The organism is Xanthomonas sp. NCPPB 2933, from assembly GCF_056725225.1.
In genome coordinates, this window is record NZ_CM161518.1 from 4,653,767 (window position 1) to 4,680,243 (window position 26,477).

Sequence of the window (26,477 nt, forward strand, 5' to 3'; positions counted from 1 at the left end):
TCCGGAGCACTGAATCGCGCGCGCTCTACGTGCAACTGCCGGGCGAGATGGGCGGTTCCCGCGCCGGTGCCTACTGCGTGCCAGTGTGAGTGCCGCCGGCGCCAGTGCCAGCGAAGCATCGACATGCACTCACGTGCAGGCGCCAGCTCAACGCCAGTAAACGCTGCCGCGCAGGCGCGCACTGCGCCAACGCCACCACAGCAAGGTGGCATACGCGAGCGCATAACCAAGCAATACGCCGGCCGCGCCCAGCAGACTGGCATGACTGAGCCAGCCTTCCGTGGGCCAGGCCACGCCCTGCCAGGCGCTGCGCCAGCCCTGCACCATGCCGGCGATGACGCGTACCACCACCAACGCCGTCACTGCGAGCACCAGCCACAGATTGGGCCGGTAAAACAGGCCCTGCTGGGTGCGCTCGAAGCGGGTCAATCGCAACGCCAGCAGACCCAAGGCCAGCCCGCAGGCCCAGCCGAATGCGGCGTGGCTGATCGCGCCGGGCCAGAACGCCGCAGCAACCAGCGCGAAAATGACGAACAACACATTGGAGAGCGCAGCCGAGGCCAGATTGATCATCAACAACCAGCCACGCGCCTGTCGCCGCGCAGTACCGACACGGAAGCGCTGCACCAGCGACAACGGAAACAGCACCGCGAACACCGCCAGAGCGATGATCACGGCCAGCGGAATAGCGAGGAGAAGTGGCATCAGATGCTCAGTTGCTGCAAACAGTGGTTAGCAAAACGTCGCGGGCGCACGTCAGGCGGACGTGGACGGCGCGCTCAAAACTGCAGTGCACGAGAAATGTGTGCCGCGACGGGTACCGATCGCACCCGCCTGGCCACTGCACAGCCGTGTTGATGACCGCTCTTAAAACGCCGGCAGTACCGCGCCTTTGTACTTCTGCTCGATGAAGGCCTTCACTTCCGGGCTGGTCAAGGCCTTGGCGAGCTTCTGCACGCGCGCATCGTCCTTGTTGTCCGGGCGCGCCACCAGGAAGTTCACGTACGGCGAGTCCTTGCTTTCGATCGCCAGCGCATCGCGGGTCGGATTGAGCCCGGCGTCGAGTGCGTAATTGGTGTTGATCAGCGCCAGATCGACCTGGTCGAGCACACGCGGCAGCATTGCCGAATCGAGCTCGCGGAACTTCAGCTGCTTGGGGTTCTCGACGATGTCGCGCTGGCTGGACAACGCGTTGCTGGGATCCTTGAGTTTGATCACGCCGGCCTTGTCGAGCAGGATCAGCGCGCGGCTGTTGTTGCTCGGGTCGTTGGGGATCACCACGTCCGCGCCGGTGGGCAGTTCGGCCAGCGTCTTGAACCGGCGCGAATACGCACCGAACGGTTCGATATGCACGCCGACCACGGTCACCAGCTGGCTCTTGCGGTCGCGGTTGTAGGCGTCCAGATAGGGCTCGGTCTGGAAATAATTGACGTCGATCTGCTTCTGCACGACCTGGTCGTTGGGCTGCACGTAGTCGTTGAACACGCGCACGTCCAGCTTGACGCCCTGCTTGGCCAGCAGCGGTTCGACCACCTCCAGGATCTCGGCATGCGGCACCGCGGTGGCGGCCACGGTCAGCGTGTCACCGCCGCTGCTGCCACCGTTACCGCCGCAGGAGGCCAGGGCCAGCGTGGCCGCAGCCAGGAGGGAACGAAACGCGAATGTGCTCATGTAGGGATCCGTGGGAGGAGGAATGCGGCACTGCCGCAAGAGGTAAACCTAGCAGACCGCGGGTGCAGCGGCGATTCGCAAGCCCATGTTTCGTGCGTGACCCTCCACGCCACGCGGCACCCGGTCGCAGCCGACCTCAGCGCCGGCTGTAACGCGCCACCAGCCGGTCGCCCAGCATCTGCAGCAGCTGCACCAGCACCAGCAAGGCGATCACGGTGACCAGCGCGACATCCGAATGCGAGCGCAGATAGCCTTCGCGATACGCCACATCGCCCAGACCGCCGGAGCCGATCGCACCGCCCATCGCAGTGAAGCCGATCAGCGCGATGGTGGTCACGGTGGCACCGGCAATCAGCCCGGGGCGCGCCTCGGGCAGCAATACACGCAGCACCAGTTGCCAGGTGGTGGCGCCCATCGCCTGGCTGGCCTCGATGATCCCGCGGTCCACTTCGCGCAGTGCGGTTTCCACCAGCCGCGCGTAGAACGGTGCAGCGCCGACCACCAACGGCAGGATCGCGCCGCGCACGCCCAGCGAGGTGCCCATCAACATCAGCGTGAGCGGAATCATCGCAATCATCAGGATGATGAAAGGCACCGAGCGCAGCAGATTGATCAGCGCCGCGAGTGCGCCGTACAGCACCGGGCGGCGGCGTAGTTGGGGCGCGCCGCACAGGAACAGCGCCACACCCAGCGGCAGGCCGATCAACAACGTCAGCGGCAGCGCGCCGGCCAGCATCAGCAAGGTGTCGAGCGTGGCCTGGCCGATATCGCCCCACTTGCCGGCATCGAGATTGCGGAAGAACCCATCGGCAGCGGCGATCAACAGAGTCATACGCGTAGATCCTCCACTTGCACACCAGCCGCGACGAAGCCGGCACGTGCCGCGTTATGGTCGCCGCCGGTCAAGGCGACGATGAGCTGGCCGTACGGGGTGTCCTTGATGCGGTCCACGCGCCCGGACAGGATGTTGTAGTCCACGCCGGTCTCGCGCGCGATGCGGCCAAGCACCGGTTCGTAGGTGCCATTGCCCAGGAAGGTCAGCCGCACGATGCGCCCGCCCACCGCAGCGAAGTCGCGATGCAGCTCGGCTTCGTCCACGTGCTCGGCTTCGGAGACGAAGCGCCGCGTGGTGGCATGCTGCGGATGCAGAAACACCTCGGTCACCGGCCCGGTTTCGACCAGCTTGCCGGCGTCCAGCACTGCCACGCGGTCGCAGACGCGGCGGATCACGTCCATCTCATGGGTGATCAACACGATGGTCAGGCCCAGCTCGCGGTTGATCTGCGCCAGCAGTTGCAGCACCGAGGCGGTGGTCTGCGGGTCCAGCGCGCTGGTGGCCTCGTCGCACAGCAGGATCTGCGGCCGGGTGGCCAGCGCGCGCGCAATGCCCACGCGCTGCTTCTGCCCGCCGGACAACTGCGCCGGGTACTTGTTGGCGTGCTGTTCCAGCCCCACCCGCGCCAGCAACTCGGCCACACGCGCATCGACCTCGGCGCGCGGGGTGCCGGCCAGTTCCAGCGGAAACGCCACATTGCCGGCCACGGTGCGCGAGGACAGCAGATTGAAGTGCTGGAAGATCATGCCGATACGGCGGCGCAGCGTGCGCAGGCCCTGGCTGTCCAGCGCGGTGACGTCCTCGTCGCCGATCAGCAGGCGCCCGCCGCTGGGTTCTTCCAGCCGGTTGATCAGCCGGATCAACGTGGATTTGCCGGCGCCGGAATGGCCGATGATGCCGAACACTTCGCCGGGGCCGATCCGCAGATCGAGCGGGTGCAGCGCCACGATCTGGCGACCGTCAACGGAATAAGACTTGTGCAGGCGCTGAAACTGGATCACCGCGCGTGGCCGATTGGGGGGCCGTGAAGCCTATCAGTCAATGTTTGCGGACGATATTCCATTGAGTTCTAAGGTGGGGATTTGGGAGTCGGGATTGGGGATTCGTAACAGCCAAAGCGCCTTGCCGTTGCTCTAGCGAATCCCCAATCCCCAATCCCCGCCTCACGGCCTATCCAACGGCGGCGGCCGATCCGCCTTCCGAATCCGCTCCCGCCGCAGCAAATACAGCCCGCTGGCGACGATGATGCCGGCGCCGGTCCAGGTCCAGTTGTCTGGCAGGGTCTGCCACAGCAGCCAATCCCAGCCGATCACCCAGACCAGGCCGGTGTATTCCAGCGGCGCGATCATCGAGGCCTCGCCGCGCAGGAAGGCCTGGGTCAGCGCAATCTGCCCCAGCGCCCCGGCCAGGCCCATGCCGGCGATCAGCCAGGCGTGCCCGCCCCGCAACGGCACCCAGCCGGGGATCGCCAGCAGGCCGGCACCGATCGCCATGAACAGCAAAAACCACACCACCATCGCCTGCGGGGTATCGGTACGCGTCAGCAGGCTCACGGTGATAGCCGCGATGGCGTAGGCAGTGGCCGCCAGCAGCACCATCAGGCCGGGCAGCGAGATCAGCCCGTCCACCCCGGGGCGCAGCACCACGATCACCCCGACCAGGCCAATGCCAATGGCGGTCCAGCGCCGCGGGCCCACATGCTCGCCCAGCAGCGGCACCGATAGCGCCGCCACCAGCAACGGGGCGACGAAATACAGCGTGTAGGCGGTGGACAGCGGCATGCGCTTCAGGCCGTAGACGAAGCACCCAATCATCACCATGCCCAGCACCCCGCGCAGCAGATGCAGCCCCCAGCGCACCGGCACGATTGAACGCGGCCCGGCGGTGGCGAACACCCATACCAGTACGAACGGCAGCGAGGCGGCGCCGCGCAACAAGGTGACCTGCAGCGGTGGGTAATGCGCCGACAGCAGCTTCATGCCCGCATCCATCAGCGAGAAGCAGGCCACGGCGGCCACCATCCAGGCGATGGCGGGAAGCGGAGAACGGGTGGTGGGCATGACGCATTATCGCTGCGCCTGCGCACCGACCGCCAACCCCCGTCTCGACAGTACGCACGACGCGATGCCCTAGAATGGCGGCTGTTTTCAGATAGCAGGAGCTTTGCATGCCTTCCTTCGACGTGATCTCCGAAGTCAACAAGCACGAACTGACCAATGCGGTGGATCAGGCCAATCGCGAGCTGGATACGCGCTTCGATTTCAAGGGCGTGGAGGCCAGGTTCGAGCTGGAAGACGACAAGGTGATCAACCAGTCCGCGCCCAGCGATTTCCAGGTCAAGCAGATGACCGACATCCTGCGCGCACGCCTGCTGGCACGCGGCATCGACGTGCGTTGCCTGGAGTTCGGCGATATGGAAACCAATCTGGCCGGTGCGCGCCAGAAGGTCACCGTCAAGCAGGGCATCGAGCAGAAGCAGGCCAAGCAGCTAGTGGCCAAATTGAAGGAAGCCAAGCTCAAGGTCGAAGCGCAGATCAATGGCGACAAGCTGCGCGTGAGCGGCAAGAAGCGCGACGATCTGCAGGATGCGATGGCGCTGCTGAAGAAGGCCGATTTCGAGCTTCCGCTGCAGTTCGACAACTTCCGCGACTGAGCTAACCATCGACAGCACCGACCTCAAGCCTGGCAACGCCGCACGCTGCCACTGGCAACATGCGGCGCAGGCACGCACGCCGCTGTCGCTGCTGTACCTGCACGGCTTCACCGCCAGCCCGGGCGAAGCCGGCGCACTGCCCGAACAGATGGCCGATGCGTTGGGCGCCAACCTGTACGTGCATCGTTGGCCTGGGCATGGATGCAGCGCGGCCGATGCGATGCAAGGACTCACGCCTGCCACGTTGCAGGCATCGGCACTGGAAGCATTGGCGCAGGCGCAGCGGATGGGCGAGCGCGTGGCGATCGTCGGCTCGTCGATGGGCGGCACTCTGGGGTTATGGCTAGCAGCGCAGCAGCCCGACGCGGTGGCTGCGGTCATCGCATGGTCGCCCGGCATCCGGCCGGCCGACCCTGCACTGCTCGATCAGGTCTGCGCGGCGCAGGCGCCATTGACCGATCCACGCCCACGCAACGCCGCATCCTTGGCGTTCTGGTCGAACATCATCCACCCGGATGGATTCCGCGCGCTGCGCAGTCTGTTCGCCAGCGTGGCCGCCGATCCTCCGTGGTCGCGCGTGCGCTGCCCGGTATTTGTGGGCTACTACCGCGCGGCCAACGGCGAGGAAGATCCAACCGCCTCGGTGCCGGCAATGCTGGACATGTTCGATGCGCTCGGCACCGCGGCAAGCCGCAAACAGGCGATGGCGTTCGACACCGGCGCGCATGCGATCGGCTCGCCGCACAAGACGCCGCATGCCGATGCGGTTGCACAGGCATCAATCGCGTTTGTGCGTGCGCATGTGGCAGCTCCTGCGCAAACCGAAACTCGATAGGCCCGCGGCGCCAAGGCCGAACTGCACGTTGCAGTGACAGGGCGCAACGCCATCGCTCGCGCCTGCTTCACCGGAGCACCGGAACAACCGCGCGCGGCCGCGAAAACACCGATCGCATACACTGGCGCTCCATCACGCCGCCGCCACGATGACGTCCACACCTTCCACGCTTGACCCGTTGACCGCCACCCGCCAGTGGATCGAGCGCGCGGTGATCGGTTTGAACCTGTGCCCATTCGCCAAGGCGGTCTATGTCAAGGAGCAGGTGCGCCTGGTCCTCAGCGACGCCAGCACGCCCGAAGCGCTGCTTGAACAACTGGCCGAAGAACTGGTGTTGCTGCGCGACACGCCGGCCGAGCAGATCGACACCACCTTGATCGTGCACCCGGACGTGCTCACCGATTTCCTGGATTACAACGACTTCCTCGACAACGCCGATGCGGCCGTGGAAGCGCTGGATCTGGATGGCGTGTTGCAGGTGGCCAGCTTCCATCCGGACTATCAGTTCGCAGGCGCGGCCGTGGACGATGTGGCCAACTTCACCAACCGCTCGCCCTTCCCCACCTTGCACCTGCTGCGCGAAGACAGCGTGGAGCGTGCGGTGGCCGCCTTCCCCGACCCGGACGTAATCGTCGAGCGCAATATCGAGACGCTTGAACGCCTGGGCCAGGACGGCTGGGAACGTCTATTGAACGCATCGACGCACTGATCAGCCGAGACACGGCGCGCGCAAGCGCCGCCGATGCAGCGACAGATCGCACGCGCGTCTTGCTGCGACCACCACAACGCACGCGTTACAGTGCCGACGACCTCACTGACGCGATGCTCCGATGCCCTTGATTCCGGCTGTTTCCGCATGGAACCCGTCCCCGCTGCAGGACCGCGTGGTGGTGATCACCGGTGGCGCGCAAGGCATCGGCCGCGGCATCGCGCAGGCAGTGCTGGGTGCGGGCGGCAGCGTGGTGATCGGCGATCTGGATGCGGACGCCGGCAAGGCCTGTCTGCACGAATGGGCACTGCCGCAACGCAGCGCCTTCGTGCGTTGCGACGCTGCGCGCGAACCCCAGGCAACGCGCTTGATCGCCACTGCACTCAAACGCTTCGGTCGCCTCGATGGCCTGGTCAACAACGCAGGCGTGGCCGATCCGCATGTCGCGCCATTGCCGCAACTGGAGTGGGACGAGTGGAATCGCCGGCTGGCGAGCCTGCATGGCGCATTTTTGTGCAGCAAGCAGGCCTTGCCCGCACTGGCGCAAGCCGAGGGCGGCGGTGCGATCGTCAACATCGCCTCCACCCGCGCCTGGCAATCGGAGCCGCATAGCGAAGCCTATGCCGCCGCCAAGGGCGGCCTTGTGGCCTTCACGCATGCATTGGCGCTGAGCGAAGGCCCGCAGGTGCGCGTCAACAGCATCAGCCCGGGCTGGATCAGCACCGATGCCTGGCGTGCACCGGAGCGCAGGCGCACGCCCAAGCTCTCACGCCGCGACCACGCCCAGCATCCGGCAGGCCGGGTGGGCACGCCGGAAGACATCGCGCAGCTGGCGGTGTATCTGCTGTCGCCGCAGCTATCCGGCTTTGTGACCGGTCAGGACTTCGTCGTCGATGGCGGCATGTCGCGCAAGATGCAGTACGTCTAAAGGTCTGCTACTTGTAGCGGGGCGCCAAAATGAAGTGCACCGCCAGGCGAGCACGGCCGTCTTCTTGGTTCCCATCAGCACACGAACACGTTGGCGGGTGCGGTGTTCTCACTGCTTGCGGGACCTGTGGGGCATCGATCATGCCTGCTCGCTGCGGCCGAACAACACCTCGAGATCGGGCGCTTCCAGCGTGCGCCATTGCCCGGACGGCAGACCGTCCAGCGACAGCCCGCCGATACGGCTGCGGTGCAGCGCCACCACATGATTACCGGCAGCGGCGAACATGCGTCGCACCTGGTGGTAGCGGCCCTCGTGCAAGGTCAGGCGCGCTTCGCGTGGGCCGAGCACATCCAGTTCGGCCGGCAGCAATGGTTTGGTTTCGCCTTCCAGCAGCAAGGTGCCGCTGGAAAACAGCGCGGCTTCGTCGCCACGCAAGTCTTCGGCCAGGGTGACGTCATAGACCTTGTCCAATGCGGACTTGGGCGAAATGATCCGGTGCAGCAGCGCGCCGTCGTCGGTCATCAGCAGCATGCCGCTGGTTTCGCGATCCAGCCGCCCCACCGGTGCCAGTACCGGTGCACGCGAACGGAAGCGCAGCGGCAGCAGTTCGTAGATCAGCCGGCCGGTGTCCTTGGTCGAGCAGGTGTAGCCGCTGGGTTTGTGCAGCAACAGGCTGAAACCCGGCGGCGGATCCAGCGGCTCGCCATCGATGCGGATCGCGTCGTGCTCCACCTGGTCGTCGGCATACAGCACCTCGCCCTGGACATCGGTGACCACGCCCTGGCGAAACAGCTGGGTCACCTGCTTGCGGCTGCCATAACCGAGATTGGCGATGTGCTTGACCAGCTTCATGCGCGCGCTCCACGGCCACGGATGGCAGAGATCAGCTTGAAACCGTGGCGTTCGGCGGCCACGCGTACCTGCCCGAAGCTTTCGTTGAGTACGTATTCGTAAGGCAGATGCCGGTTGGCGACCAACAACAACTGCCCGCCCGGGCGCAGCGCCTGCGCGGCCACCGAGATGAAGCGCTGCCCGATATCCGGGCGATCGGCACGCGAGGGCGTGTGGAACGGCGGATTGCTGACGATGAAGTCGTACTGCGCCACCAGGCCGGCGGTGACGTCGTGCCAGTGGTACTGCAGCTGCGCCGGATGCGCGATGCCCTGCAGATTGCGCTGCGCCAGGGTGAGTGCGCGCGCCTCGGCCTCGTACAGATCCAGCGCGGTGACCTTGGGGCAACGCGCCAGCACTTCGGCCGACAGATAGCCAAAGCCCGCACCCAGATCGGCGCCGTGCCCGGCCAGGGTGGGCGGCAGATGCTCAACCAACAGCGCAGAGGCGGGATCGATGCGGTCCCAGGCGAACACGCCCGGGCGGCTGACGAAGCGCCCGTCCAGAATGGTGCGCGGTGCATCCAGCGCGGCCCAGCGCGCCTGCAGCGCCACATCGGTGTCGGCAGGCAGCGGGGCGCTCCAGTAGGTGCGGCAATGGTGCTTGGTCAGGCTGCCGGCCAGACCGGTAAGCTGGCGCAGATCGGCTTCGCCCGAGCGCGCGCCCTCGTTGTTGGACTGGCAGGCCACCACCCGGCCACCCGGCGCGGTCAGCGCCACGGCGCGCGCAAACAACGCACGCGCTTCTTCGCGCTGACGCGGCGGCAGCACCAGCACCAGTGCGTAGCGCGTGCTGTCGGCTTCGATCTCGCTCTCTTCGCGCACGTTCCAGCCGCTACGCTCCAGCGCCTCGACGAACGGCCGAAAGCTCTGCTCGCAGGTCAGCGTATCGGCGGCGGCATACTCACTCAGCGCAAAGCCATCGCGCGCGCGCAGGAACAACACCGGGCCTTTCGGCCACGGCAGCACGCCCTGGGCGAAGGGCAGGAACAGGGTTTGAAGCGGGGCGTCGTGCGGGCCAGCCATCGGATCATCGGGTCGGGAACAGGCGGCCATTGTAAGGGACCGCTGCCGGCTACCCGGCGGCGCCGTCCGCTGGGAGCTCTCAATTGCGCCGATCTTGATTGAGCGAGTCAGAAGCTTAGTCGGTCGAGGGCGCGGTGCCCTCACCGCACCGGAGGGTCGCGTCAGAAGCCTGCTCGGTCGAGCGCGCGGTGCCCTCACCGCTCGCGGGACACGCCGTAAACCCGTCCCTGGGGGCTCGGTGGCGGCATCCATGCCGCCACACGGTCCCGCAATCGGTGAGGACACCGCACCAGAACGTTTGCTGGTTGCTTGAAAACATGCAAACCGACCATCGCGACTGGTTCTTGCCCGCTCACCGTCGCGGGACCTTACGCGGCATGGATGCCGCGTAAGAGCCTACATGGACGTACTTGCGGCGTGTCCTGCGACGGTGGGCGGGCAAGGGCCCTGCAGCAAACCCACAGATCAGCCGCCCCGCAATCGACTCGCCGACTGCTTCGCTTAAACCACACACACCGACCATCTCGACTGGTCCTTGCCCGCCCACCGTCGCGGGACCTTACGCGGCATGGATGCCGCGTAAGAGCTACAAGGACGTACTTGCGGCGTGTCCTGCGACGGTGGGCGGGCAAGAGCCCTGCAGCAAACCCGCAGATCAGCCGCTCTGCAGGGAAGGCCAAATCCTCCGCTTTGTAATCGACCAACGTGAAATAGTTCTGTCAGCCACTCCAAGCCGATTCCAATTGCGTGACCTAGCAACGGCATGCCTTCCAATGTCTATACGGACTATTGATGCCCACGCAACATCCGCACGCCTAGGCTGAAAGTACGCCCACACCGGAGAGACGCGATGCGAGCCTTGTTCGTAGGTGGAGTTGTCGACAACAGCGAAATGGATCTGGACGACACCCCGCCACCGATGCATTACCCCGAAAACACCGGCGCCGGCCGGCCGCGTTATCGCCTGCATCAGGTGGGCGAACGCGACGATGGCAGCTTGGCCTATGCGGTCTATGGCGCACCGGAAATGGCCGACGATGACATCAGCCGGATCACCGAGGAGCGTGGCTACGCGCGTCGCTTCAGTGCGTCTCCGGAGGCGCCGCGCTAATTGCGCTTAAGCGACCTGATTGTGTTTGAGTGAGAACGCGCATGAAAAAACCGGGCCTGAGCCCGGTTTTTTTGTTTGAACGCCTGGATCAGCGCATTGGGATCAGCGTGCCTTCGGAGTCACGCGCCAGATCACATTGCCCACATCGTCGGCTATCAGCAGCGCGCCGCTATTGTCGGGCGCCACACCGACCGGGCGGCCCTGTGCATTGCCTTCGGCATCCAGAAAACCGTCCAGCACCGTGATCGGCGTGCCGTTGGGCTTGCCGTCCACGAACGGCACGAACAGCACCTTATAGCCGCTGGGCGGATCGCGATTCCATGAGCCATGCTGGCCGATGAAAGCGCCCTGGCGGAAGCGCTCGGGGAGCAACGTACCGCTGGCAAAGCTCAGACCGAGCGAGGCGGTATGCGGGCCGAGCGCATAGTCGGGCTTGATCGCCTTGGCCACCAGTTCGGCATTCTGCGGCTTGACCCGCTCGTCCACGTGCTGGCCGTAATAGCTGTAAGGCCAGCCGTAGAAGCCGCCATCGCGCACCGAGGTCAGATAGTCAGGCACCAGATCGCTGCCGATTTCATCGCGCTCGTTCACCACCACCCACAACGATTTGCTCTGCGGCTCCCACGCGGTGCCGACCGGATTGCGCAGCCCGCTGGCGAACACGCGGCTACTGCCGGTGGCCGGGTCGATCTCCAGAATCGCCGCGCGGTTGAGCTCGGCTTCCATGCCGTTTTCGGCCACATTGCTGTTGGAGCCCACGCCTACATACAACTTGCTGCCATCGGCGCTGGCCAGCAGCGACTTGGTCCAATGGTGATTCAGACCACCAGGCAGATTGGCCACGAAGGTCGGCTTGGCGGTGATATGCGTATCGCCGGCCTTGTACGGAAAGCTCACCAGCGCATCGGCATTGGCGACATAGAAACGATCGCCGACCAAGGCCATGCCGAACGGCGAAAACAGGCCACTGACAAATTGCGTACGCACTTCGGCCACACCATCGCCATCGACGTCGCGCAGCAGCGTGATGCGATTGGCGCTGGGCACCACGGCGCCGGCCTTGCTCATCATCGCGCCCTGCACTTTCTTGCGGATCCCGCCACCGCCTTCGGCATCGTCCGGCTTGGGCGGCTCTGCAGTTTCGGCCACCAGCACATCGCCGTTCGGCAGCACATAGACCCAACGTGGGTGGTCGAGATCGCGTGCGAACGCGGCGACCTGCAGATCGTCGGCAGCGATCGGCTTGGCGTTCTCGGCCCAGCGTTTGACCGGCGCCACCTTGACGGTGGGGATCAGGCGTTTGACCGGCTCGGGCAATTGCGGGTTGGGTCCGGTTCCCTGTTCGATGGCAAGCGTGGCGGTATCGCCGCAGGCGGCGAGAACGGCGACAGTCAGCAACGACAGCGGCCAACGAGCGAGCTTCAACGAGGGTGCATTCATTGCGGGGGCAATCCTGAACAGTTGCGACAATCGGCCATCATGCCGTCAACACCACGTTGAGAAGTAAACACATCGTCAATGCAGGCGTGTCAGGGCTTAGATTGCGGAGCGGCGCCCACTGGGAGCGGGTGCACCGCCACGATGCGATCCATCCAGATCCACTGCGGTTCCTGCGCTGCATCCAGGTGATCCAGGCGCAACTGGCCGTTGATGCCTTCGCGCTGCTGAGCGTCGAGATAGGTCTGGATGGTCGGGCGCACGGCAACCGTGCCGCTGATGGTGCTGCCATCGTCCAGTTCGATCTGCACACGCTCCTGACCACCGAGCAGCGACACCCAGTGTTCGAGCGTTGCGATCTGTACCTGTTCCGAATAAACGTGCGGGGCGTATTTGGACATCGCGGCATCTCCGAAGAAAGAAGTTGCCACGCTAGGCCACTGGCTGTGAAAGACGCACAAAACAGCGTCTTGCTCATGCAATCGCCTGGCGACACATGATCGCGCGACGTGGATGCCGCGCGTGGATCACTCCACCGATTCGCGCGCCGCACGCACAGCAGTGACAAGTTGCGCAACGCTGTACGGCTTGGCCAGATGCTCCTGAAAACCGGAGTCCAGCGCGCGCTTGCGATCGTCGTCGCGTGCCAGTGCAGTCACCGCCACTGCCGGCAATGCACTGGCGTCCAGCCCCAGGTTTTCGCGCACGGTACGGATCAGTCCGTAGCCATCCATGCCCGGCATGCCGATGTCGGTGAGCATCAGATCGAAGCGTGCGTAACCGCGATGATCGATCAGCGCCAGTGCATCGGTGGCGCTGCCGGCGGTGACCACTTCGGCCCCCTGCTCTTCCAGCAGGCGGCGCAGGTAATCGAGCATGTCCGGCTGATCTTCCACTGCCAGCAGACGCAGGCCATTGAGCGCACGTGCTTCGATGATCTGCTCGGACATCAGCCGCCGACGCAGCTCGCGCCGCGGCCGTTTGGCCTGATCGGGAATGTGCTCCGGCAGGCGCACGGTAAACGTGGCGCCCTTGCCGCGCCCGCCACTGGTGGCGCCCACCTGGCCGCCATGCATTTCCACCAATTGCTGCACGATCGCCAGGCCCAGGCCCAGACCGCCGTGCTGGCGCGTGGTGGTGCCGTCTGCCTGGCGGAAGCGCCCGAACAGATGCGGCAGGAATTCGGCGGCGATGCCGTCGCCGGAGTCGCGTACCGACACCAGCAGATGGCCGTCGTCGCGCTCGATGGTGACGTCGATGCGGCCGTGTGCCGGCGTGAACTTGATCGCGTTGGAGAGCAGATTCCACAACACCTGCTGCAGCCGCGTGGCATCGCCGAGTACCAGGCACGGGGTGTCCGGCACGTGCACCTCCAGGACTTGGTCCTTGCCTTCGGCAGCCAGTTCCTGGGTAGTCAGCGCTTCGTGCACCTGCTCGGCCAGATCCAGCGATTCGACCTCCAGCTGCACCTTGCCCAGCAGCATGCTGCTGAGATCGAGCATGTCCGAGATCAGCCGCTTTTGCGCGCGTGCGCTGCTGGCGATCACCGACAGACCCTTGTAGGTGGGTTGGCCTTCTTCGACCCGCTGCAGCAGCAGTTCGCTCCAGCCCAGAATCGTGGTCAATGGCGTACGCAATTCGTGCGACAGCGTGGCCAGGAACTCATCCTTGAACCGCGCCATGCTCTCGGCCTCGTTGCGCGCAGTGCGCTCGGACTCGAGCAATTGTTCGCGCGCCAATTCGATTTCGCGCTGCTCGGTGACATCCGGACTGCTGCCGGCAAGACCGATAAAGCGACCATCGGCCGAATACCGCGGCGTGGCGGCCATTTCGATCCAGCGCCACTGGCCATCGTGGCGGCGCGCACGTACCAGCGCATGCAACGCGCGCTGTTCTTCCAAGGAAGCGGCCAGTTCGAACTGGAAGATCGACAGATCGTCCGGATGCAGCAATTCGCTCCACGCCGAGACCGTGCCGCTGGAAATATCGATGCCGAAAAATTCGCCGTAAGCACTGTTGACGAATCGCACCACGCCCTGCGCGTCCAGCACCCAGACCGGCATCGGCAAGCCATCGGCCAGTGCGCTGAAGCGTGCCTCGCTCTCGGCCAGCTCGCGCTCGACGCGCTTGCGTTCGGTGATGTCCATGAACAGCACCGCCACCCGCGCCTGCTCCGGTTGCCCGACCCGGAACGCATCCACCGAATACCAACGCCGCAACGCCTTGGCCTGCATTTCGAAGTGGATACGGTTGCCGGTGCGGGCAACGTGCCCGTAGCGGTCGAACCATTCCTGCTCATGCTCGGCGAGCATGCCGCGCACGGAGACGTTCACCGCATTGGTCAGACCGGTGTAGCGCTCGAACGCGCCATTGGTCGAGCGAATCACGTAATCGACTGCTTTGTCGCCATCGAACACCATGTCGATGACGCAGAACCCCGCGTCCACGTTATGGAAGATCTCGTGGTACATCGCAGGATCCAGGAACGGCTCGGCGATGGCGGCAGGCAGGCCGGCGGCCAATTCAGGGCTGGGACTGGAAGTGCTCAAATCGGGGTCCACGGGTGATGCCGATGCGGATGACGGGCAGATGAAAACACGCCCGATGTCGTCAGCGGGTGCACGGGCAACTGACCGGATTCACGATTCACCCACAATCCCGAGTCGCCTCACCACAGTAAGGCCGCAGACAGCGCGATAGCGGCGGCCAGCAACACGATGCCGGCAATCACGCCGCGCAAGACCCATTGCCCTTCGCGCCGCAACTGCTCATCCATCCAGCGTTGGGCTTCTTCGCGCCAGGCAGTCGAGCGCGCATGGTCGGCATCCAGCAACAACAAGCGCACGCGCGACAGCCCCAGCTCGGCGCATTCGCTGCGACAGCGCAGGCTGAAACCGTCCACGCCGGTGGCGACCTGGGCGTCGAGCGGAAGCTGCAATTCGAATTCAGGCCTGGACATAACGGGGACGCTCCTGATCCAGCTCGTGTTCCAGCGCCATGCGCGCCAGTTGGGTGTAGTTGGCACGCGGGCCCTGGCCGCGACCGGTGAGCATTCCCTGGTAATCCAGGTCCTGCCAGACCCGCCCGGTCCACTCGACGCAATCCTCGGCGATGACCAGCATCAACGAGTAACGGTAGTCGAGCCCATTGGCCGAGGTGTAGGCATAGACCGGCGGGAACTGCACCGCCACATCACCCTGCCGCGCCAACGCAGCCAGATGCTCACGCAGTGCATCCCGTGGGTCGGCACCCGGCTCCAGACGCATCCCGCGGGTTGCCAGATCCAGATCCACATCGCTTTGCAACGCGACGAACGCGGCGGCACCGGTGGCCGGGTTGTGGCCGTGCTGCTTTGCCCAGTCGATGAACTGCAGGCGCACGTCCGACGGCATGTGTGCCGGCGCCGAGGAAGCTGACTTTGTGCGGAAAGAGTGGGTGTCCATGCTGGCGATCATCCGGTCCGCGCCGTGAAGCGCGGGCGCAGGCGCAGTGAACCCGCCGTCATGGCGGCGCGGCCGTGGATTAACCGCGCGCAACACCGATGCATGCCCGGTTGCTACCGCGTTGCGGGCGATCCAGCGCACCCCCACACTGCTGGAACACCCGGTACGCCATGTACCTTCCGCTTGGAGATTTTCCATGAAACGTTCCAGCCTTTACGGCGCCAGCCTGTTGCTGGCAGGACTGCTCGCGGCGACCGGTGTGCAGGCCCGCGTGCGTAATGTCACCGACCCTCAAGCGCCACGCGCGCTGAGCAGCGAAGGAAACGTGGATGTGCGCTGGACCGACCCGGCACAGTTTGCCGAGATGCGCTTCAGCGGCAACCGCTGGGAGGCGCAGCGCGGCGATTGGGTGACCCAACTGGCGACCCATTTCCAGCAAAGTGCCGCCCGCCGGCTTCCCGACGGCCAACACCTGAGCGTGACCATCACCGACATCCGCCGCGCCGGCCAGTACGAGCCCTGGCACGGCCCGCGCATGCAGGACGTGCGCATCGTCAAGGACATCTACCCGCCCCGCCTGAGCTTCAGCTACACGCTGACCGGCGCCAATGGCGAGGTGATCGATCAGGGCGAGCGCAAGCTGGTGGATTCGGCATTTCTGATGAGCGGCCCGCGCCTGACCGACAGCGACCCGTTGCGCTTCGAAAAAGCCATGATCGACGACTGGGTGCGCAAGCAGTTCCGTGGCGATCGGAGTACGGCCGGGGTGTGAGCTCCGCTTGAGCCCCTCTCCTGCGGGGCGAGAAGGCACAGCTTGCGCGCCACTGGCGCGCGTGCCTTGGTGCGCCTGCGCCGCTGGCGCAGGCCGGGGCGCGGAGCGGGGGGTTGGGGTGAGGGTACGGGGGCGAAGCCCTCGTGTTGTTCCGACTGCACGAGGCTTCGCTCGTACCCTCATCCGGCGCTGCGCGCCACCTTCTCCCGATGGGAGAAGGGATGCAACTTACCGGGTCACTTCATCGCCTACTGCCACCTCACCCACATACGTCCGCGGCACGCGTTTGAGTCCACACAGCAGCTGATACGCGCTGACATTGCACTGCGTGGCCAACGGGGCGACGCGCGGTGCATCGCCCCAGAGCTGCACAGTAGCGCCAATCTCCGCCTGCGGATGCTCGGTGAGATCCACGGTGAGCATGTCCATCGAGACGCGACCGATCAGCGGGCAGACCTGCCCATCCACCAGCACCGGCGTGCCATTGGGTGCGAACTGCGGATAGCCGTCGGCATACCCCATCGCCACCACGCCCACGCGTGTGGGCCGTTGCGCAACGAAGCGGGCGCCGTAGCCCACCGGCTCGCCGGCCGGCAGCTCCCGCACGGAGATGATGCGCGAACGCAGCGTCATCACCGGGCGTAGTTGCGCAGTGCTCTCGGTCTCCTGCAGGAACGGGTTTGCGCCGTACAGCATCAGCCCAGGGCGCGACCAATCGTTGCGCAGCGCCGGCCAACCGAGCAGGCCGGGCGAATTGCGCAGACTGGTTTCCGCGCGCATGCCGCCTGCGGTGAGCGCGAAGGCCACCGCCTGTTCGTCGGTGCGGCTGCACTCCAGTTCGTCGGCGCGCGCCAGGTGGGTCATCAGCACCAGCGAGGCAATCTGCGGCAGCCCGCGCAAGCGCAACCACGCGGCGCGAAAATCTTCCGCCGACAGGCCCAGCCGATGCATGCCGCTGTCCAGCTTCAACCACACCCGTAACGGACGCGGGCTCTGGAACTCGGCCAGCGCGCGCACCTGCTGCGTGGTGGCTGCCACCGTCCACAGATCATGCTCGGCGATCAGGCGCAGTTCGTCGTGTTCAAAAAAACCTTCCAGCAGCAAAATCGGCGCGCGGATACCGGCCTGGCGCAGCTCCAGGGCCTCTTCGATACAGGCCACCGCAAAGCCGTCGGCTTCGGACTCCAACGCCTGCGCGCAGCGCACCGCGCCATGCCCGTAAGCATCGGCCTTGACCACCGCGAGGGCCTTGCTGCCGCCCAGGCGCTTGGCCAGGCGGTAGTTGTGACGCAATGCATCCAGATCGATCAACGCTTGCGCAGGACGCACTACGCGGCCTCCTGCTGCGCGCGGGCGCTGCGTGGCGAGAGGTAACGGAACACATCCAGGCCTTCGGTATCGATGTCGGGGCTGCGGCCCTGCATCAGGTCGGCCAGATAGCGGCCCGAGCCGCAGGCCATGGTCCAGCCCAGGGTGCCGTGGCCGGTGTTGAGGAACAGGTTGGAATACGGCGTGGCACCGACCACCGGGGTGCCATCGGGCGTGGCCGGGCGCAAGCCGGTCCAGAACTCAGCCCTGGCCAGATCGCCGCCGCCGGGGAACAGGTCGTTGACCACCATTTCCAAGGTGGCGCGGCGGCGCGGATTCAACGACAGATCGAACCCGGCCACCTCGGCCATGCCGCCGACGCGGATGCGCTCGTCGAAGCGGGTGATGGCGATCTTGTAGCTCTCGTCCAGCACCGTGGAGGTCGGCGCGCGCTGCGCGTCGACAATCGGGATGGTCAGCGAATAGCCCTTGAGCGGATACACCGGCAGATGCATGCCGAGCGAGAGCAGCAGGTCGGCCGAATAGCTGCCCAGCGCCAGCACATAGCGGTCGGCGGTTTCGAGACGGCCATCGATCTGCACGCCGGTGACGGTGCGGCCGTCGTGCTCCAGATGCTCGATCTGCTGCCCGTAGCGGAATTGCACACCGGATTGCGCGGCCAGCGCGGCCAGGCGCTGGGTGAACAGCCGGCAGTCGCCGGTCTGGTCTTCGGGCAGGCGCAAGGCGCCGGCCATCTGCGCACCGCCGCCGGCCAGCCCGGGTTCGAACTGGGCGATCTGCGCCGGGGTCAGCAATTCGTACGGCACGCCGTACTGGGCCAGCACTTCGATGTCCTGCGCGGCGGCGTCCAGCTGTTGCTGGGTGCGGAACAACTGGGTGGTGCCGAGCTGGCGGCCTTCGAATTCCAGCCCGGTGCTGGCGCGTAATTCGTTGAGGCAATCGCGGCTGTAGTCGGACATGCGCACCATGCGCGCCTTGTTCACCGCATAGCGCTCGGCGGTGCAGTTGCGCAGCATCTGGGTCAGCCAGGCCAGCTGGCGCAGATCGCGGGTGGGCCGGATCGACAACGGCGCGTGCTGGGCGAACAACCACTTCATCGCCTTGCCCGGCACGCCGGGGGCGGCCCAGGGCGAGGTGTAGCCGAACGACAGCTGGCCCGCGTTGCCGTAGCTGGTTTCCAGCGCCGAGGCAGGCTGGCGGTCCACCACGGTGACCTCGCAGCCGGACTGCGCCAGATACCAGGCGGTGGTGGTGCCGATGACGCCGCTACCGAGAATGAGCACCCGCATGTCGTTCTCCTGGAAAGGGTATTCCCCCACAACCAAGCGCCGAGGGAGACAGTTAGACGCAGTATATTGCGAGCCAGGCAGTGCCGTTTCTGGAATCGACGCTACTTCGCAGTGAAATTTCCTGCCAAATCTGTAGGGAGACAGACCTCATGGCCACCCGTGTGCGCGAGCTGGACAAGATCGACCGCAAGATTCTGCGCATCCTGCAGCAGGAGGGGCGGATTTCCTTTACCGACCTGGGCGAACGGGTGGGCTTGTCCACCACGCCCTGCACCGAGCGCGTACGCCGGCTGGAGCGCGATGGCGCCATCACCGGCTACTACGCGCGGCTGGACCCGCACCTGCTCAAGGCCAGCCTGCTGGTGTTCGTGGAGATCAGCCTGGCCTACAAGTCCGGCGACATCTTCGAAGAATTCCGCCGCGCCGCGCTCAAGCTGCCCAACGTGCTGGAATGCCATCTGGTCTCGGGCGATTTCGATTATCTGCTCAAGGCGCGCATCAGCGAGATGGCGTCCTATCGCAAGCTGCTCGGCAGCACCTTGTTGACCTTGCCGCATGTACGCGAGTCCAAGAGCTACATCGTGATGGAAGAGGTCAAGGAGACCCTGGCGTTGCCGATTGCCGATTGAGGCGGGGATTGGGGATTGGGGATTCGTGGTCGGCGACGCAGCGAAGCTTGGGACGGCGCTTGGATGTAGACCGATCTGATTGCTGCGGATCAGACATCGACTGATGCCGGATCTCAGCGCACCACGCGCATGCCGTCGCCGGCCGGAACCGCGTCGTAATAACGACCGGTCTTGGTGTCCAGCACCCGGTTGGCGCCGGCCGGCTGCATGCCTTGCAGCAAGCGGCCATTGCGGTCGTAGACCATCGGCGCGCTGGCAGGCAACACCTGGCTACCGGCCGGAGCCACCGGTGTCTGTGCCGGGCCACGGGTGGGGATGGTCGGCGCGGACGGGCGCTGACCGAGCTGAGACGGCACCGGACTGGTGCCTGGCGCTGGTTGCACTGCGCGCGGCGCGGTCAGCGTGGGCTGCGCGGGCGTCGGCGTGGTGATCGGCTGCAAGGTGTTGGACGAGCGAGTGGTAGTGGCCGATTGCGCCAGCGCCGCGCCGGCAATCGCCAGCAGGCCGCACAGCAGCAGGCCGCGCGTTGAAGAATGGATCGCCATGACGGGCACCGTGATTGATTGGGCAGTATTGACTGGGTGGGGGCGCCGGTGTGCTGCAGCAATGCACGGGATCGGCTGTGGGATGAACGCTTTCGCGAGATGAGTGCAGCGCGAAGAGTCCCTTCTCCCATCGGGAGAAGGTGGCGCGCAGCGCCGGATGAGGGTGCGAGCGAAGCCTCGTGTTCTCACCTATCCGATGTGGCTTCGCCCCGTACCCTCACCCCAACCCCTCTCCCGCAGGGAGAGGGGCTTGATTCTCTACGGACGGAAGAAGGCTTCGAGCACTTAGGTTGAACGCAGGCTTCCGCGCCCACATCACTGAGGGCAGACGCGGCACACCGCCAGCGCGCGCATGCGAGAGCCCCCATGAGCCAGTTCGATCTGACACCGCCCTCCCCCGCCCAACGTGATGCCCTGATCGCCGGGCTCAGCGACGAGGAACAGCGCGTGCTGCTGCAGCACGGCACCGAGGCGCCGTTCTGCGGGGTGTTTCTGGACAACAAGCTGGAGGGCGTCTACACCTGCCGCCTGTGCGGGCTGCCGCTGTTCCGTTCCAGCGCCAAGTTCGAATCCGGCACCGGCTGGCCGAGCTTCTTTGCCCCGTACGACGCCGCCCATGTGCGCGAGATCCGCGACATCAGCTACGGCATGATCCGCACCGAGATCGTCTGCGCGCGCTGCGACAGCCACCTCGGCCACGTGTTCCCCGACGGCCCGCCGCCGACCGGCGAACGGCATTGCCTCAACTCGGTCTCGCTGGGCTTCACCGAAGATGGCCACGCACTGCCGAACCCGCTGCAACGCGACGGCGCCGAGGCGCAACCGGCCTGACCTCGCGAGGCCGCCCAGAAAGCAGTGGCGACCCACTCAGAGCGACTCACAGAACTACAGCGCAATCGTCAGGCGGGCGCGGCCGGCGCTCGGAATCGGCATGCACGGTTCATTTCGGTTCCTGTGCGCCGTCCGCACCCACCTGACGGCCGCTCGCTACGTTCTGTTATCCGCTCTTACTGCCCACACCATTGCTCGCTGTAGTGCTAGAAACTGCCACGACAATGCGCTCGACGCTCGGCGGCGGGTCATCCGGGACATGGTGCAGACGCTGAAATTTGCTGCCGAGCGCAACCTGCGCATCAAGTCCGCCGATGCTGGTGCCACCGCCAATGCAGAGGCCGCTTGCTGCAATGCGCTGTCTCGACGCACACAGCAGTCGATGCAAATCGCAAGCTCAACCAGGCAGAGATTTTCATCACAAGCCCCATTGCGGTGAACGCCTTGCCGCAGTAAGCGCGATGCCGCTGATCGCCCTATGTGAAGCCGTCATCGCACCACCCGATCGTTCAGTTACAGCGCACACCTTCACGCCGTGCACTTCAAGAATCCGCCGCGCGCGCCGAAACAACAGCAACCCTGTTTGCTTTTGGCTGCGCCATGCTCATCATCATCGGCTTCATCGTCGTCATCGTCAGTGTCCTCGGCGGCTATGTGCTGTCGCACGGAAAGCTGGGCGCGTTGTGGCAGCCGTACGAGCTGTTGATCATCGGCGGCGCGGCGTTGGGCGCGTTCCTGGTGAGCACGCCGGGCAAGATCGTCAAGGAAACCTTCAGTAGCGTGCTGGGCGTGTTCAAGGGCCCGCAGTACAAGTCCGAGGACTACAAGGACACCCTGAGCCTGGTCTACGAACTGTTGAACAAGGCCCGCCGCGACGGCTTCATGGCCCTGGAAGATCACGTCGAAAAACCGCAGGACAGCACCATCTTCGGCAACTATCCCAAGGTGGTGGCCGACCATCACCTGCTGGACTTCATCACCGACTGCCTGCGCCTGATGATCGGCAGCAACATCGAGCCGCACGAGCTGGAGCCGCTGCTCGAACTGGAACTGGAAAAGCATCACCACGAGGCGATGGCGCCCTCGCATGCCTTGAGCAAGGTCTCCGACGGCCTGCCCGGCTTCGGCATCGTGGCCGCCGTGCTCGGCATCGTGATCACCATGGGCTCGATCGGTGGCCCGATCGAGGAGATCGGTCACCACGTCGGTGCCGCACTGGTCGGCACCTTCCTCGGCATCCTGCTGGCATACGGCTTCGTGGCGCCGTTGTCGGCAGCGATGGAAGCGCGTGCCGATCAGGACGGGCGCATCTACGAGGCGGTCAAGACCGCGCTGCTGGCCTGCCTGCGCGGCTACAACCCGAAGATTGCGCTGGAATTCGCGCGCAAGACGCTGCCCTCCAACGTGCGTCCGAGCTTTGCGGATTTCGAAACGCACCTGAAGACGATCAAGTAGGACCGCGGTCATGGCCGAGGGCAAATCCACCGTCGTCATCCGACGGGTCAAGAAGGTACAGGGCGGCGGCCATCATGGCGGCGCCTGGAAAGTGGCGTTTGCCGACTTCGTGACCGCGATGATGGCCTTCTTCCTGGTGCTGTGGCTGATGGCCGCCACCACCAAGGAGCAGCGCGCGGCGATCTCGGAATACTTCCGCAATCCCAGCCCGTTGTCGGGCAAGTCGCCGGCGCCTTCTCCCGGCATGAACGGGCCGGGCGGCGCCAGCACCTCGATGATCAAGCTCGGCGGCACCGCCGACATGGCCAAGGGGCAAAAGGACGAAATGGGCCGCAAGCGCGACAACGCCGCCGACACCACCGAAGACAGCCGCGCCAAGGACAAGAAGCGCCTGGAAGCGCTGATGCAGGACCTGAAGGAGGCCATCGACAAGAGCCAGGCGCTGGAGCCGTTCAAGGACCAGTTGCTGCTGGACCTCACGCCCGATGGCCTGCGCATCCAGATCGTGGACAAGCAGAACCGCCCGATGTTCGACATCGGCCGCGATCAGCTCAAGCCGTACACGGTGGACATCCTGCGCGAGCTGTCCAGCTTCATCAATCAGGTGCCCAACCACATCAGCATCACCGGCCACACCGACACCACCGCCTACAGCAGCGATGCCGGTTACACCAACTGGGAACTCAGTGCCGACCGCGCCAATGCCGCGCGCCGTGCGCTGGTGGGCGGCGGCATGGCCGATGCCAAGGTCACCCGTGTGGTGGGCTTGTCCTCGTCGGTGCTGTTCGACAAGACCAACCCGCAGAATCCGATCAACCGCCGCATCAGCATCGTGGTGATGACCCAGGACGCCGAGCAGACCGCCTTGGCCGGCGCCGGCCAGGGCGTGGCGCTGGGTAAATCCACCCACGATGCCGACACGCATGTGCCGGATCTGAGTGCGGCGGCGGCGACCGGGACTGCTTCTGTGGGCACGCCGGCTGCGGTGCCTGCTACAGGACCTGCTGCGGGTGCACTGGCGGGTGCGGGTGCGGCGGCAGCTGCGTCCACCGCAACCAACAAGCCGGCCGCGGCAGCGACCACGGCCACTGCCACTGCCGCAGCGCAGGCTGCACCGCGCATTTCCACACGTACCCAGGTCGCCTCGGCTGCCGCGCTGGCCAAGGCTGCCGAGGCCGCTGTGGCTGGGGCGCCGCGCACTGCGGTCAGCACGGCGCCCGAGCAGCGCTGACCGCAGTGCGACACCTGGCAGCAGGTGTCAGGTGGCTCAGGTGTCAGGTGGCTGAAGACGGCACGCTGTCTTGCATGCAGCTGCTGACCAGGATCCGCGCCGCGCATCGCTGCAAGCGAGACGCCCCGGGGGTGCTGAGAGCGGCTGAAAACACCTCCCCAGCAGTTGTGAGATGGCTGCGGGCGGCGCGTCGTCTTACATACCGATCCTGACAAGCCTCCGCGCTGCCTGACGGTGCGCGCACTCGCTGTGTCAGCCACTTCAGGCTGTCCCAGACCCAGGCATTGGCTGCCTTCATCACGCGCCGGGATCGATCGATGCATCGGCCCGGAAGGCCGCCATTGACGGGCCTGGCGGCGTCGAGCGAGCTGGGTCGCGCACAAGCGCCTAGAATGGCCGGCCATTCCCAGCGTCGAGAACACCGTGTCCCGCAATTCAAAGGCCAAGCGCGACAAGCGCAAGAAGCAGCTCCCCAAGCGTCCGATCGTCCGTCTGGGCCAGGCGCCCCAGGTCACCAACCACGCCGTGCTGCAGGATGCCGATGGTCGCGTGGTCGCTGCGATCGGTCTGCAGGGTGGCAGCGAGTGGATGCTGTCGATCGGCGGCCAGACCATGGGCAGCGCCGACAACCCGGTCCCGATGCTGGCCATGCTCAAGCACCTGGCCAACCTGCAGGAGGCCGAAGGCAAGACCATCTCGCTGGAATACTCCAGCCAGTTGCAGCAGATGATCGACGACCTGGCCGCCGAAGACGGCAAGACCGCCGAGGAATACCTGACCACGCTGGTGGCCGAATTCCAAAACGCCGATGCCGATGAAGACGGCGATGACGCTGCAGAAGACGCAGCCGCCGACGCCGGCACCGACGCCGTTGCGGAAGATTCGGCTGGCGACGACGCTGCCAGCGACGACGACAGCGCGGCAGACGCAGACGCCAGCGATGCCGCAACCGACGACGCCGACGGCGAGACGGCCGGCAAGAAGCCGAAGAAATCCAAGAAGGCCTGACCCGGCCGATGGCCGTCTACGTCGACGATGCGGTGCATCTGTGGCGCGATCAGCGCTGGGCGCACCTGCTCGGCGATACGCTGGACGAGCTGCATGCCATGGCGGCGCGGCTGGGCATTCCCCGCCGCGCCTTCCAGAACAAACTCAGCGGCGCGCACTACGACGTGCCGGCACCGTTACGCATCGAGGCGATCGCGCTCGGTGCCATCGCCATCTCCCGTCACACCGATCGCGTACTGCTCAAAGCCTTGATCGCCAACGCGCGTGCGCAGGCGCGTGGCGAGGTGCCGTGAGGCGGGGATTGGGGAATCGGGAGTGGAGATTCGCAACGGCAGTGGCTGCGGCCTGATCGGCGGCGTGCTTGAGTAAGCCTGCCTGCATGCGGTGACAAACCTATTCGAATGATGACTGTCGCGCGCAGGCACGCTCCTACGTGACAGATGTTCTGACCTGGAGGCCTTCTTCCATTTACAAACGGCATGCCTCTGTAGGAGCGCGCTTGCGCGCGAGAGGCTGTCCCGTTAACGCCCCATCGCGCGCCAGCGCGCTCCTACGTGGCAGTCGATGGGCCGTTGAATGCCTGCGCTAGACCCCGAGCTTCGCGTCCTGCCGCGCCAGCGCGCACAACTCATGGCTCAACCCGACCCGACACACCCCGGGACCGCTTTTGCGAATCCCCAATCCCGACTACCGAATCCCCAATCCTCAGAACGCCTCATTCCCCAGCCGCACTTCCACGTCCAGCAGCGAGGTCAGTGCCATCATCGCTTCATCGTCGCGGCTGAGGGCGATCCAACCGGCGTAGGCGTCGCCGCCGGTGTTCCAATTCCATAGCGAATAGCCGTGCTCGCGCAGGCGATCGAAGGCCACTGCCATCAGATCGGGCACGCTGAGGCCGTTGGCGAAGTCCTCGTCGTCCAGATCGCCGCCCCACGCAATACGCAGGTTCCAGCGCGCGCTGAGTTCGTCGATGGCGGCCACGAACGAGTCGGTGTCTTTCCAGTCGACGTAGAAGCCCGAGCGCCAGTCGATCGCGTCCTTCAACGCCCACAGCCAGGCATCGTCGCCCTCGTCTTCGTCCAGGTCGACCTGCGCCTCGCGCCAGGCATCGAACTGGGCAAGCGCAGTTTCTTCGTCGCCGGGATTGATCAGCAGCAGCAAATTCCAGACCCGCCCCGGATGATCGTCGACATCGTCTTCGTCGCCTTCGGGCTGCAGGCCTTCGTCGTCTTCGTAATCGGCACTGTTGTCGGGCATGGCGGTCTCGTTCAAGGATTGCAGGCGTGAAGTGTGAGGCCTGGCGCCGCGCAAGCAAACCGACCGGCGCGTGTGGATTCATCGGAAGGGGCTGGTCTTCGCGGCGCAGGCCCGTATCCTGTGCGGCCGAAGACGGCCATCCCGGCCGCCATGACGCCTTTCCCATGAGCGATATCCCTCCCGATCATCTGGCCATCGATGCGCGCAGCCCGTTCCACGATGCCGATGCACTCAACCGCGGCATCGGCGTGCGTTTCAATGGTGTCGAACGCGACAACGTGGAGGAGTATTCGGTCAGCGAAGGCTGGATCAAGGTGCAGGTCGGAAAGGCGCGCGACCGTCGCGGCAACCCGATGACGATGAAGATCAAGGGTGAGGTGGTGGCCTACTTCCTGGACACCAAGAGCGACGCCAAGCCTGCTGCCGAGTAAGAGCGGCTGACAAAACTACTTCAGGCCGACTGATCTGCGACTTGGCTGCAGGGTCCTTGCCCGTCCACCATCGCGGGACACGCCGCAAGTACGTTCGTGTAGCGGCGATGATTGCCGCATTAGCAGCTGATCTGTGCCCTGGCTGCAGGGCCCTTGCCCGCC

General features: G+C 65.4%; 29 protein-coding genes and 1 other RNA gene. 14 read left to right on the plus strand and 16 right to left on the minus strand.

Going from position 1 to position 26,477, the window contains the following annotated elements:
• Nucleotides 1-147 precede the first annotated feature (147 nt).
• The 5 genes from AC1PLU_RS19595 to AC1PLU_RS19615 all read right to left on the minus strand — a co-directional run bounded on the left by AC1PLU_RS19595 (nt 148) and on the right by AC1PLU_RS19615 (nt 4,566).
• Nucleotides 148-705, minus strand: a complete 558-nt coding sequence (locus AC1PLU_RS19595; RefSeq protein WP_006450413.1) for a CcdC protein domain-containing protein — start codon at nt 703-705, stop codon at nt 148-150.
• Nucleotides 706-867: 162 nt separating this feature from the next.
• Nucleotides 868-1,671, minus strand: coding sequence for a MetQ/NlpA family ABC transporter substrate-binding protein (locus AC1PLU_RS19600; protein WP_006450412.1), 804 nt, complete (start codon nt 1,669-1,671; stop codon nt 868-870).
• A 136-nt stretch (nt 1,672-1,807) separates the two neighbouring features.
• The gene (locus AC1PLU_RS19605) at nt 1,808-2,503 is read right to left on the minus strand and encodes a methionine ABC transporter permease (RefSeq protein ID WP_168957210.1); all 696 of its coding nucleotides are present in this window, start codon (nt 2,501-2,503) and stop codon (nt 1,808-1,810) included.
• Complete coding sequence (locus AC1PLU_RS19610) at nt 2,500-3,507, minus strand: methionine ABC transporter ATP-binding protein (RefSeq protein WP_023902439.1); 1,008 nt, start codon at nt 3,505-3,507, stop codon at nt 2,500-2,502. Before AC1PLU_RS19610 ends, AC1PLU_RS19605 begins: the two co-directional genes overlap by 4 nt.
• 162 nt (nt 3,508-3,669) lie before the next feature.
• Nucleotides 3,670-4,566, minus strand: coding sequence for a DMT family transporter (locus tag AC1PLU_RS19615; protein ID WP_481107019.1), 897 nt, complete (start codon nt 4,564-4,566; stop codon nt 3,670-3,672).
• A gap of 107 nt (nt 4,567-4,673) precedes the next feature.
• Here AC1PLU_RS19615 and AC1PLU_RS19620 point away from each other — a divergent pair, with 107 nt between their 5' ends.
• The 4 genes from AC1PLU_RS19620 to AC1PLU_RS19635 all read left to right on the plus strand — a co-directional run bounded on the left by AC1PLU_RS19620 (nt 4,674) and on the right by AC1PLU_RS19635 (nt 7,631).
• Nucleotides 4,674-5,159, plus strand: coding sequence for a YajQ family cyclic di-GMP-binding protein (locus AC1PLU_RS19620; RefSeq protein WP_481107020.1), 486 nt, complete (start codon nt 4,674-4,676; stop codon nt 5,157-5,159).
• A 148-nt stretch (nt 5,160-5,307) separates the two neighbouring features.
• On the plus strand, nt 5,308-5,994 hold the full coding sequence (locus AC1PLU_RS19625; RefSeq protein ID WP_481107021.1) for an alpha/beta hydrolase: 687 nt from the start codon (nt 5,308-5,310) through the stop codon (nt 5,992-5,994).
• Nucleotides 5,995-6,142: 148 nt separating this feature from the next.
• Nucleotides 6,143-6,703, plus strand: a complete 561-nt coding sequence (locus AC1PLU_RS19630; RefSeq protein WP_006450406.1) for a DUF1415 domain-containing protein — start codon at nt 6,143-6,145, stop codon at nt 6,701-6,703.
• A gap of 121 nt (nt 6,704-6,824) precedes the next feature.
• Nucleotides 6,825-7,631, plus strand: coding sequence for an SDR family oxidoreductase (locus tag AC1PLU_RS19635; protein ID WP_481107022.1), 807 nt, complete (start codon nt 6,825-6,827; stop codon nt 7,629-7,631).
• 138 nt (nt 7,632-7,769) lie between these two features.
• Here the strand turns inward: AC1PLU_RS19635 and AC1PLU_RS19640 are convergent, their stop codons facing one another.
• Together AC1PLU_RS19640 and AC1PLU_RS19645 are read right to left on the minus strand one after the other, a co-directional pair.
• Nucleotides 7,770-8,483, minus strand: a complete 714-nt coding sequence (locus tag AC1PLU_RS19640) for a pseudouridine synthase (RefSeq protein ID WP_481107023.1) — start codon at nt 8,481-8,483, stop codon at nt 7,770-7,772.
• Nucleotides 8,480-9,547 (minus strand): class I SAM-dependent methyltransferase, encoded by a 1,068-nt coding sequence (locus tag AC1PLU_RS19645; RefSeq protein WP_481107024.1) that lies wholly within the window; start codon nt 9,545-9,547, stop codon nt 8,480-8,482. The genes AC1PLU_RS19640 and AC1PLU_RS19645 overlap by 4 nt, the downstream gene beginning before the upstream one ends.
• Before the next feature lie 850 nt (nt 9,548-10,397).
• Between AC1PLU_RS19645 and AC1PLU_RS19650 the strand changes: the two genes are divergently transcribed.
• Nucleotides 10,398-10,658, plus strand: coding sequence for a hypothetical protein (locus AC1PLU_RS19650; RefSeq protein WP_006452568.1), 261 nt, complete (start codon nt 10,398-10,400; stop codon nt 10,656-10,658).
• A gap of 102 nt (nt 10,659-10,760) precedes the next feature.
• Here AC1PLU_RS19650 and AC1PLU_RS19655 read toward each other — a convergent pair whose 3' ends face one another.
• The 5 genes from AC1PLU_RS19655 to AC1PLU_RS19675 all read right to left on the minus strand — a co-directional run bounded on the left by AC1PLU_RS19655 (nt 10,761) and on the right by AC1PLU_RS19675 (nt 15,487).
• Nucleotides 10,761-12,098, minus strand: coding sequence for a PQQ-dependent sugar dehydrogenase (locus AC1PLU_RS19655; protein ID WP_481107025.1), 1,338 nt, complete (start codon nt 12,096-12,098; stop codon nt 10,761-10,763).
• A gap of 89 nt (nt 12,099-12,187) precedes the next feature.
• Nucleotides 12,188-12,496 (minus strand): DUF3247 family protein, encoded by a 309-nt coding sequence (locus tag AC1PLU_RS19660; RefSeq protein ID WP_115039670.1) that lies wholly within the window; start codon nt 12,494-12,496, stop codon nt 12,188-12,190.
• A gap of 126 nt (nt 12,497-12,622) precedes the next feature.
• Nucleotides 12,623-14,656 (minus strand): PAS domain-containing hybrid sensor histidine kinase/response regulator, encoded by a 2,034-nt coding sequence (locus AC1PLU_RS19665; protein ID WP_481107026.1) that lies wholly within the window; start codon nt 14,654-14,656, stop codon nt 12,623-12,625.
• Nucleotides 14,657-14,763: 107 nt separating this feature from the next.
• Nucleotides 14,764-15,054, minus strand: coding sequence for a hypothetical protein (locus AC1PLU_RS19670; RefSeq protein ID WP_229009863.1), 291 nt, complete (start codon nt 15,052-15,054; stop codon nt 14,764-14,766).
• The gene (locus tag AC1PLU_RS19675) at nt 15,041-15,487 is read right to left on the minus strand and encodes a hypothetical protein (RefSeq protein ID WP_043888894.1); all 447 of its coding nucleotides are present in this window, start codon (nt 15,485-15,487) and stop codon (nt 15,041-15,043) included. The genes AC1PLU_RS19670 and AC1PLU_RS19675 overlap by 14 nt, the downstream gene beginning before the upstream one ends.
• 247 nt (nt 15,488-15,734) lie before the next feature.
• Here AC1PLU_RS19675 and AC1PLU_RS19680 point away from each other — a divergent pair, with 247 nt between their 5' ends.
• A complete protein-coding gene (locus tag AC1PLU_RS19680) occupies nt 15,735-16,310 on the plus strand; it encodes a DUF3016 domain-containing protein (protein ID WP_006452574.1) in 576 nt (191 codons plus the stop codon).
• Between the two features lie 228 nt (nt 16,311-16,538).
• Here the strand turns inward: AC1PLU_RS19680 and alr are convergent, their stop codons facing one another.
• Both alr and AC1PLU_RS19690 read right to left on the minus strand, forming a co-directional pair.
• Nucleotides 16,539-17,639 (minus strand): alanine racemase, encoded by a 1,101-nt coding sequence (gene alr / locus AC1PLU_RS19685; RefSeq protein ID WP_481107027.1) that lies wholly within the window; start codon nt 17,637-17,639, stop codon nt 16,539-16,541.
• Entirely contained in the window at nt 17,639-18,928 is a 1,290-nt protein-coding gene (locus AC1PLU_RS19690; protein ID WP_016903445.1) for a D-amino acid dehydrogenase, read from the minus strand. The genes alr and AC1PLU_RS19690 overlap by 1 nt, the downstream gene beginning before the upstream one ends.
• Nucleotides 18,929-19,077: 149 nt before the next feature.
• On the opposite strand from AC1PLU_RS19690, the gene AC1PLU_RS19695 reads away from it, so the two are divergent.
• On the plus strand, nt 19,078-19,557 hold the full coding sequence (locus tag AC1PLU_RS19695) for an Lrp/AsnC ligand binding domain-containing protein (protein WP_115039666.1): 480 nt from the start codon (nt 19,078-19,080) through the stop codon (nt 19,555-19,557).
• Between the two features lie 113 nt (nt 19,558-19,670).
• Here AC1PLU_RS19695 and AC1PLU_RS19700 read toward each other — a convergent pair whose 3' ends face one another.
• A complete protein-coding gene (locus AC1PLU_RS19700; RefSeq protein ID WP_481107028.1) occupies nt 19,671-20,102 on the minus strand; it encodes a hypothetical protein in 432 nt (143 codons plus the stop codon).
• Nucleotides 20,103-20,468: 366 nt separating this feature from the next.
• Here AC1PLU_RS19700 and msrB point away from each other — a divergent pair, with 366 nt between their 5' ends.
• From msrB to AC1PLU_RS19730, 6 genes are all read left to right on the plus strand, one after another.
• A complete protein-coding gene (gene msrB / locus AC1PLU_RS19705; protein ID WP_115039664.1) occupies nt 20,469-20,933 on the plus strand; it encodes a peptide-methionine (R)-S-oxide reductase MsrB in 465 nt (154 codons plus the stop codon).
• Nucleotides 20,934-21,033: 100 nt separating this feature from the next.
• Nucleotides 21,034-21,105, plus strand: a non-coding RNA gene (locus AC1PLU_RS19710) — sX9 sRNA.
• Nucleotides 21,106-21,533: 428 nt separating this feature from the next.
• Entirely contained in the window at nt 21,534-22,388 is an 855-nt protein-coding gene (motA, locus tag AC1PLU_RS19715) for a flagellar motor stator protein MotA (RefSeq protein ID WP_006452580.1), read from the plus strand.
• A gap of 10 nt (nt 22,389-22,398) precedes the next feature.
• On the plus strand, nt 22,399-23,619 hold the full coding sequence (gene motB, locus AC1PLU_RS19720; RefSeq protein WP_481107029.1) for a flagellar motor protein MotB: 1,221 nt from the start codon (nt 22,399-22,401) through the stop codon (nt 23,617-23,619).
• A 423-nt stretch (nt 23,620-24,042) separates the two neighbouring features.
• The gene (locus AC1PLU_RS19725; protein ID WP_481107030.1) at nt 24,043-24,627 is read left to right on the plus strand and encodes a hypothetical protein; all 585 of its coding nucleotides are present in this window, start codon (nt 24,043-24,045) and stop codon (nt 24,625-24,627) included.
• Between the two features lie 8 nt (nt 24,628-24,635).
• Nucleotides 24,636-24,920, plus strand: coding sequence for a DUF4031 domain-containing protein (locus AC1PLU_RS19730; protein ID WP_481093616.1), 285 nt, complete (start codon nt 24,636-24,638; stop codon nt 24,918-24,920).
• A 412-nt stretch (nt 24,921-25,332) separates the two neighbouring features.
• Here the strand turns inward: AC1PLU_RS19730 and AC1PLU_RS19735 are convergent, their stop codons facing one another.
• A complete protein-coding gene (locus AC1PLU_RS19735; RefSeq protein ID WP_481107031.1) occupies nt 25,333-25,884 on the minus strand; it encodes a DUF6630 family protein in 552 nt (183 codons plus the stop codon).
• A 164-nt stretch (nt 25,885-26,048) separates the two neighbouring features.
• Between AC1PLU_RS19735 and AC1PLU_RS19740 the strand changes: the two genes are divergently transcribed.
• Nucleotides 26,049-26,315, plus strand: coding sequence for a DUF3297 family protein (locus AC1PLU_RS19740; RefSeq protein WP_481107032.1), 267 nt, complete (start codon nt 26,049-26,051; stop codon nt 26,313-26,315).
• Nucleotides 26,316-26,477 lie beyond the last annotated feature (162 nt).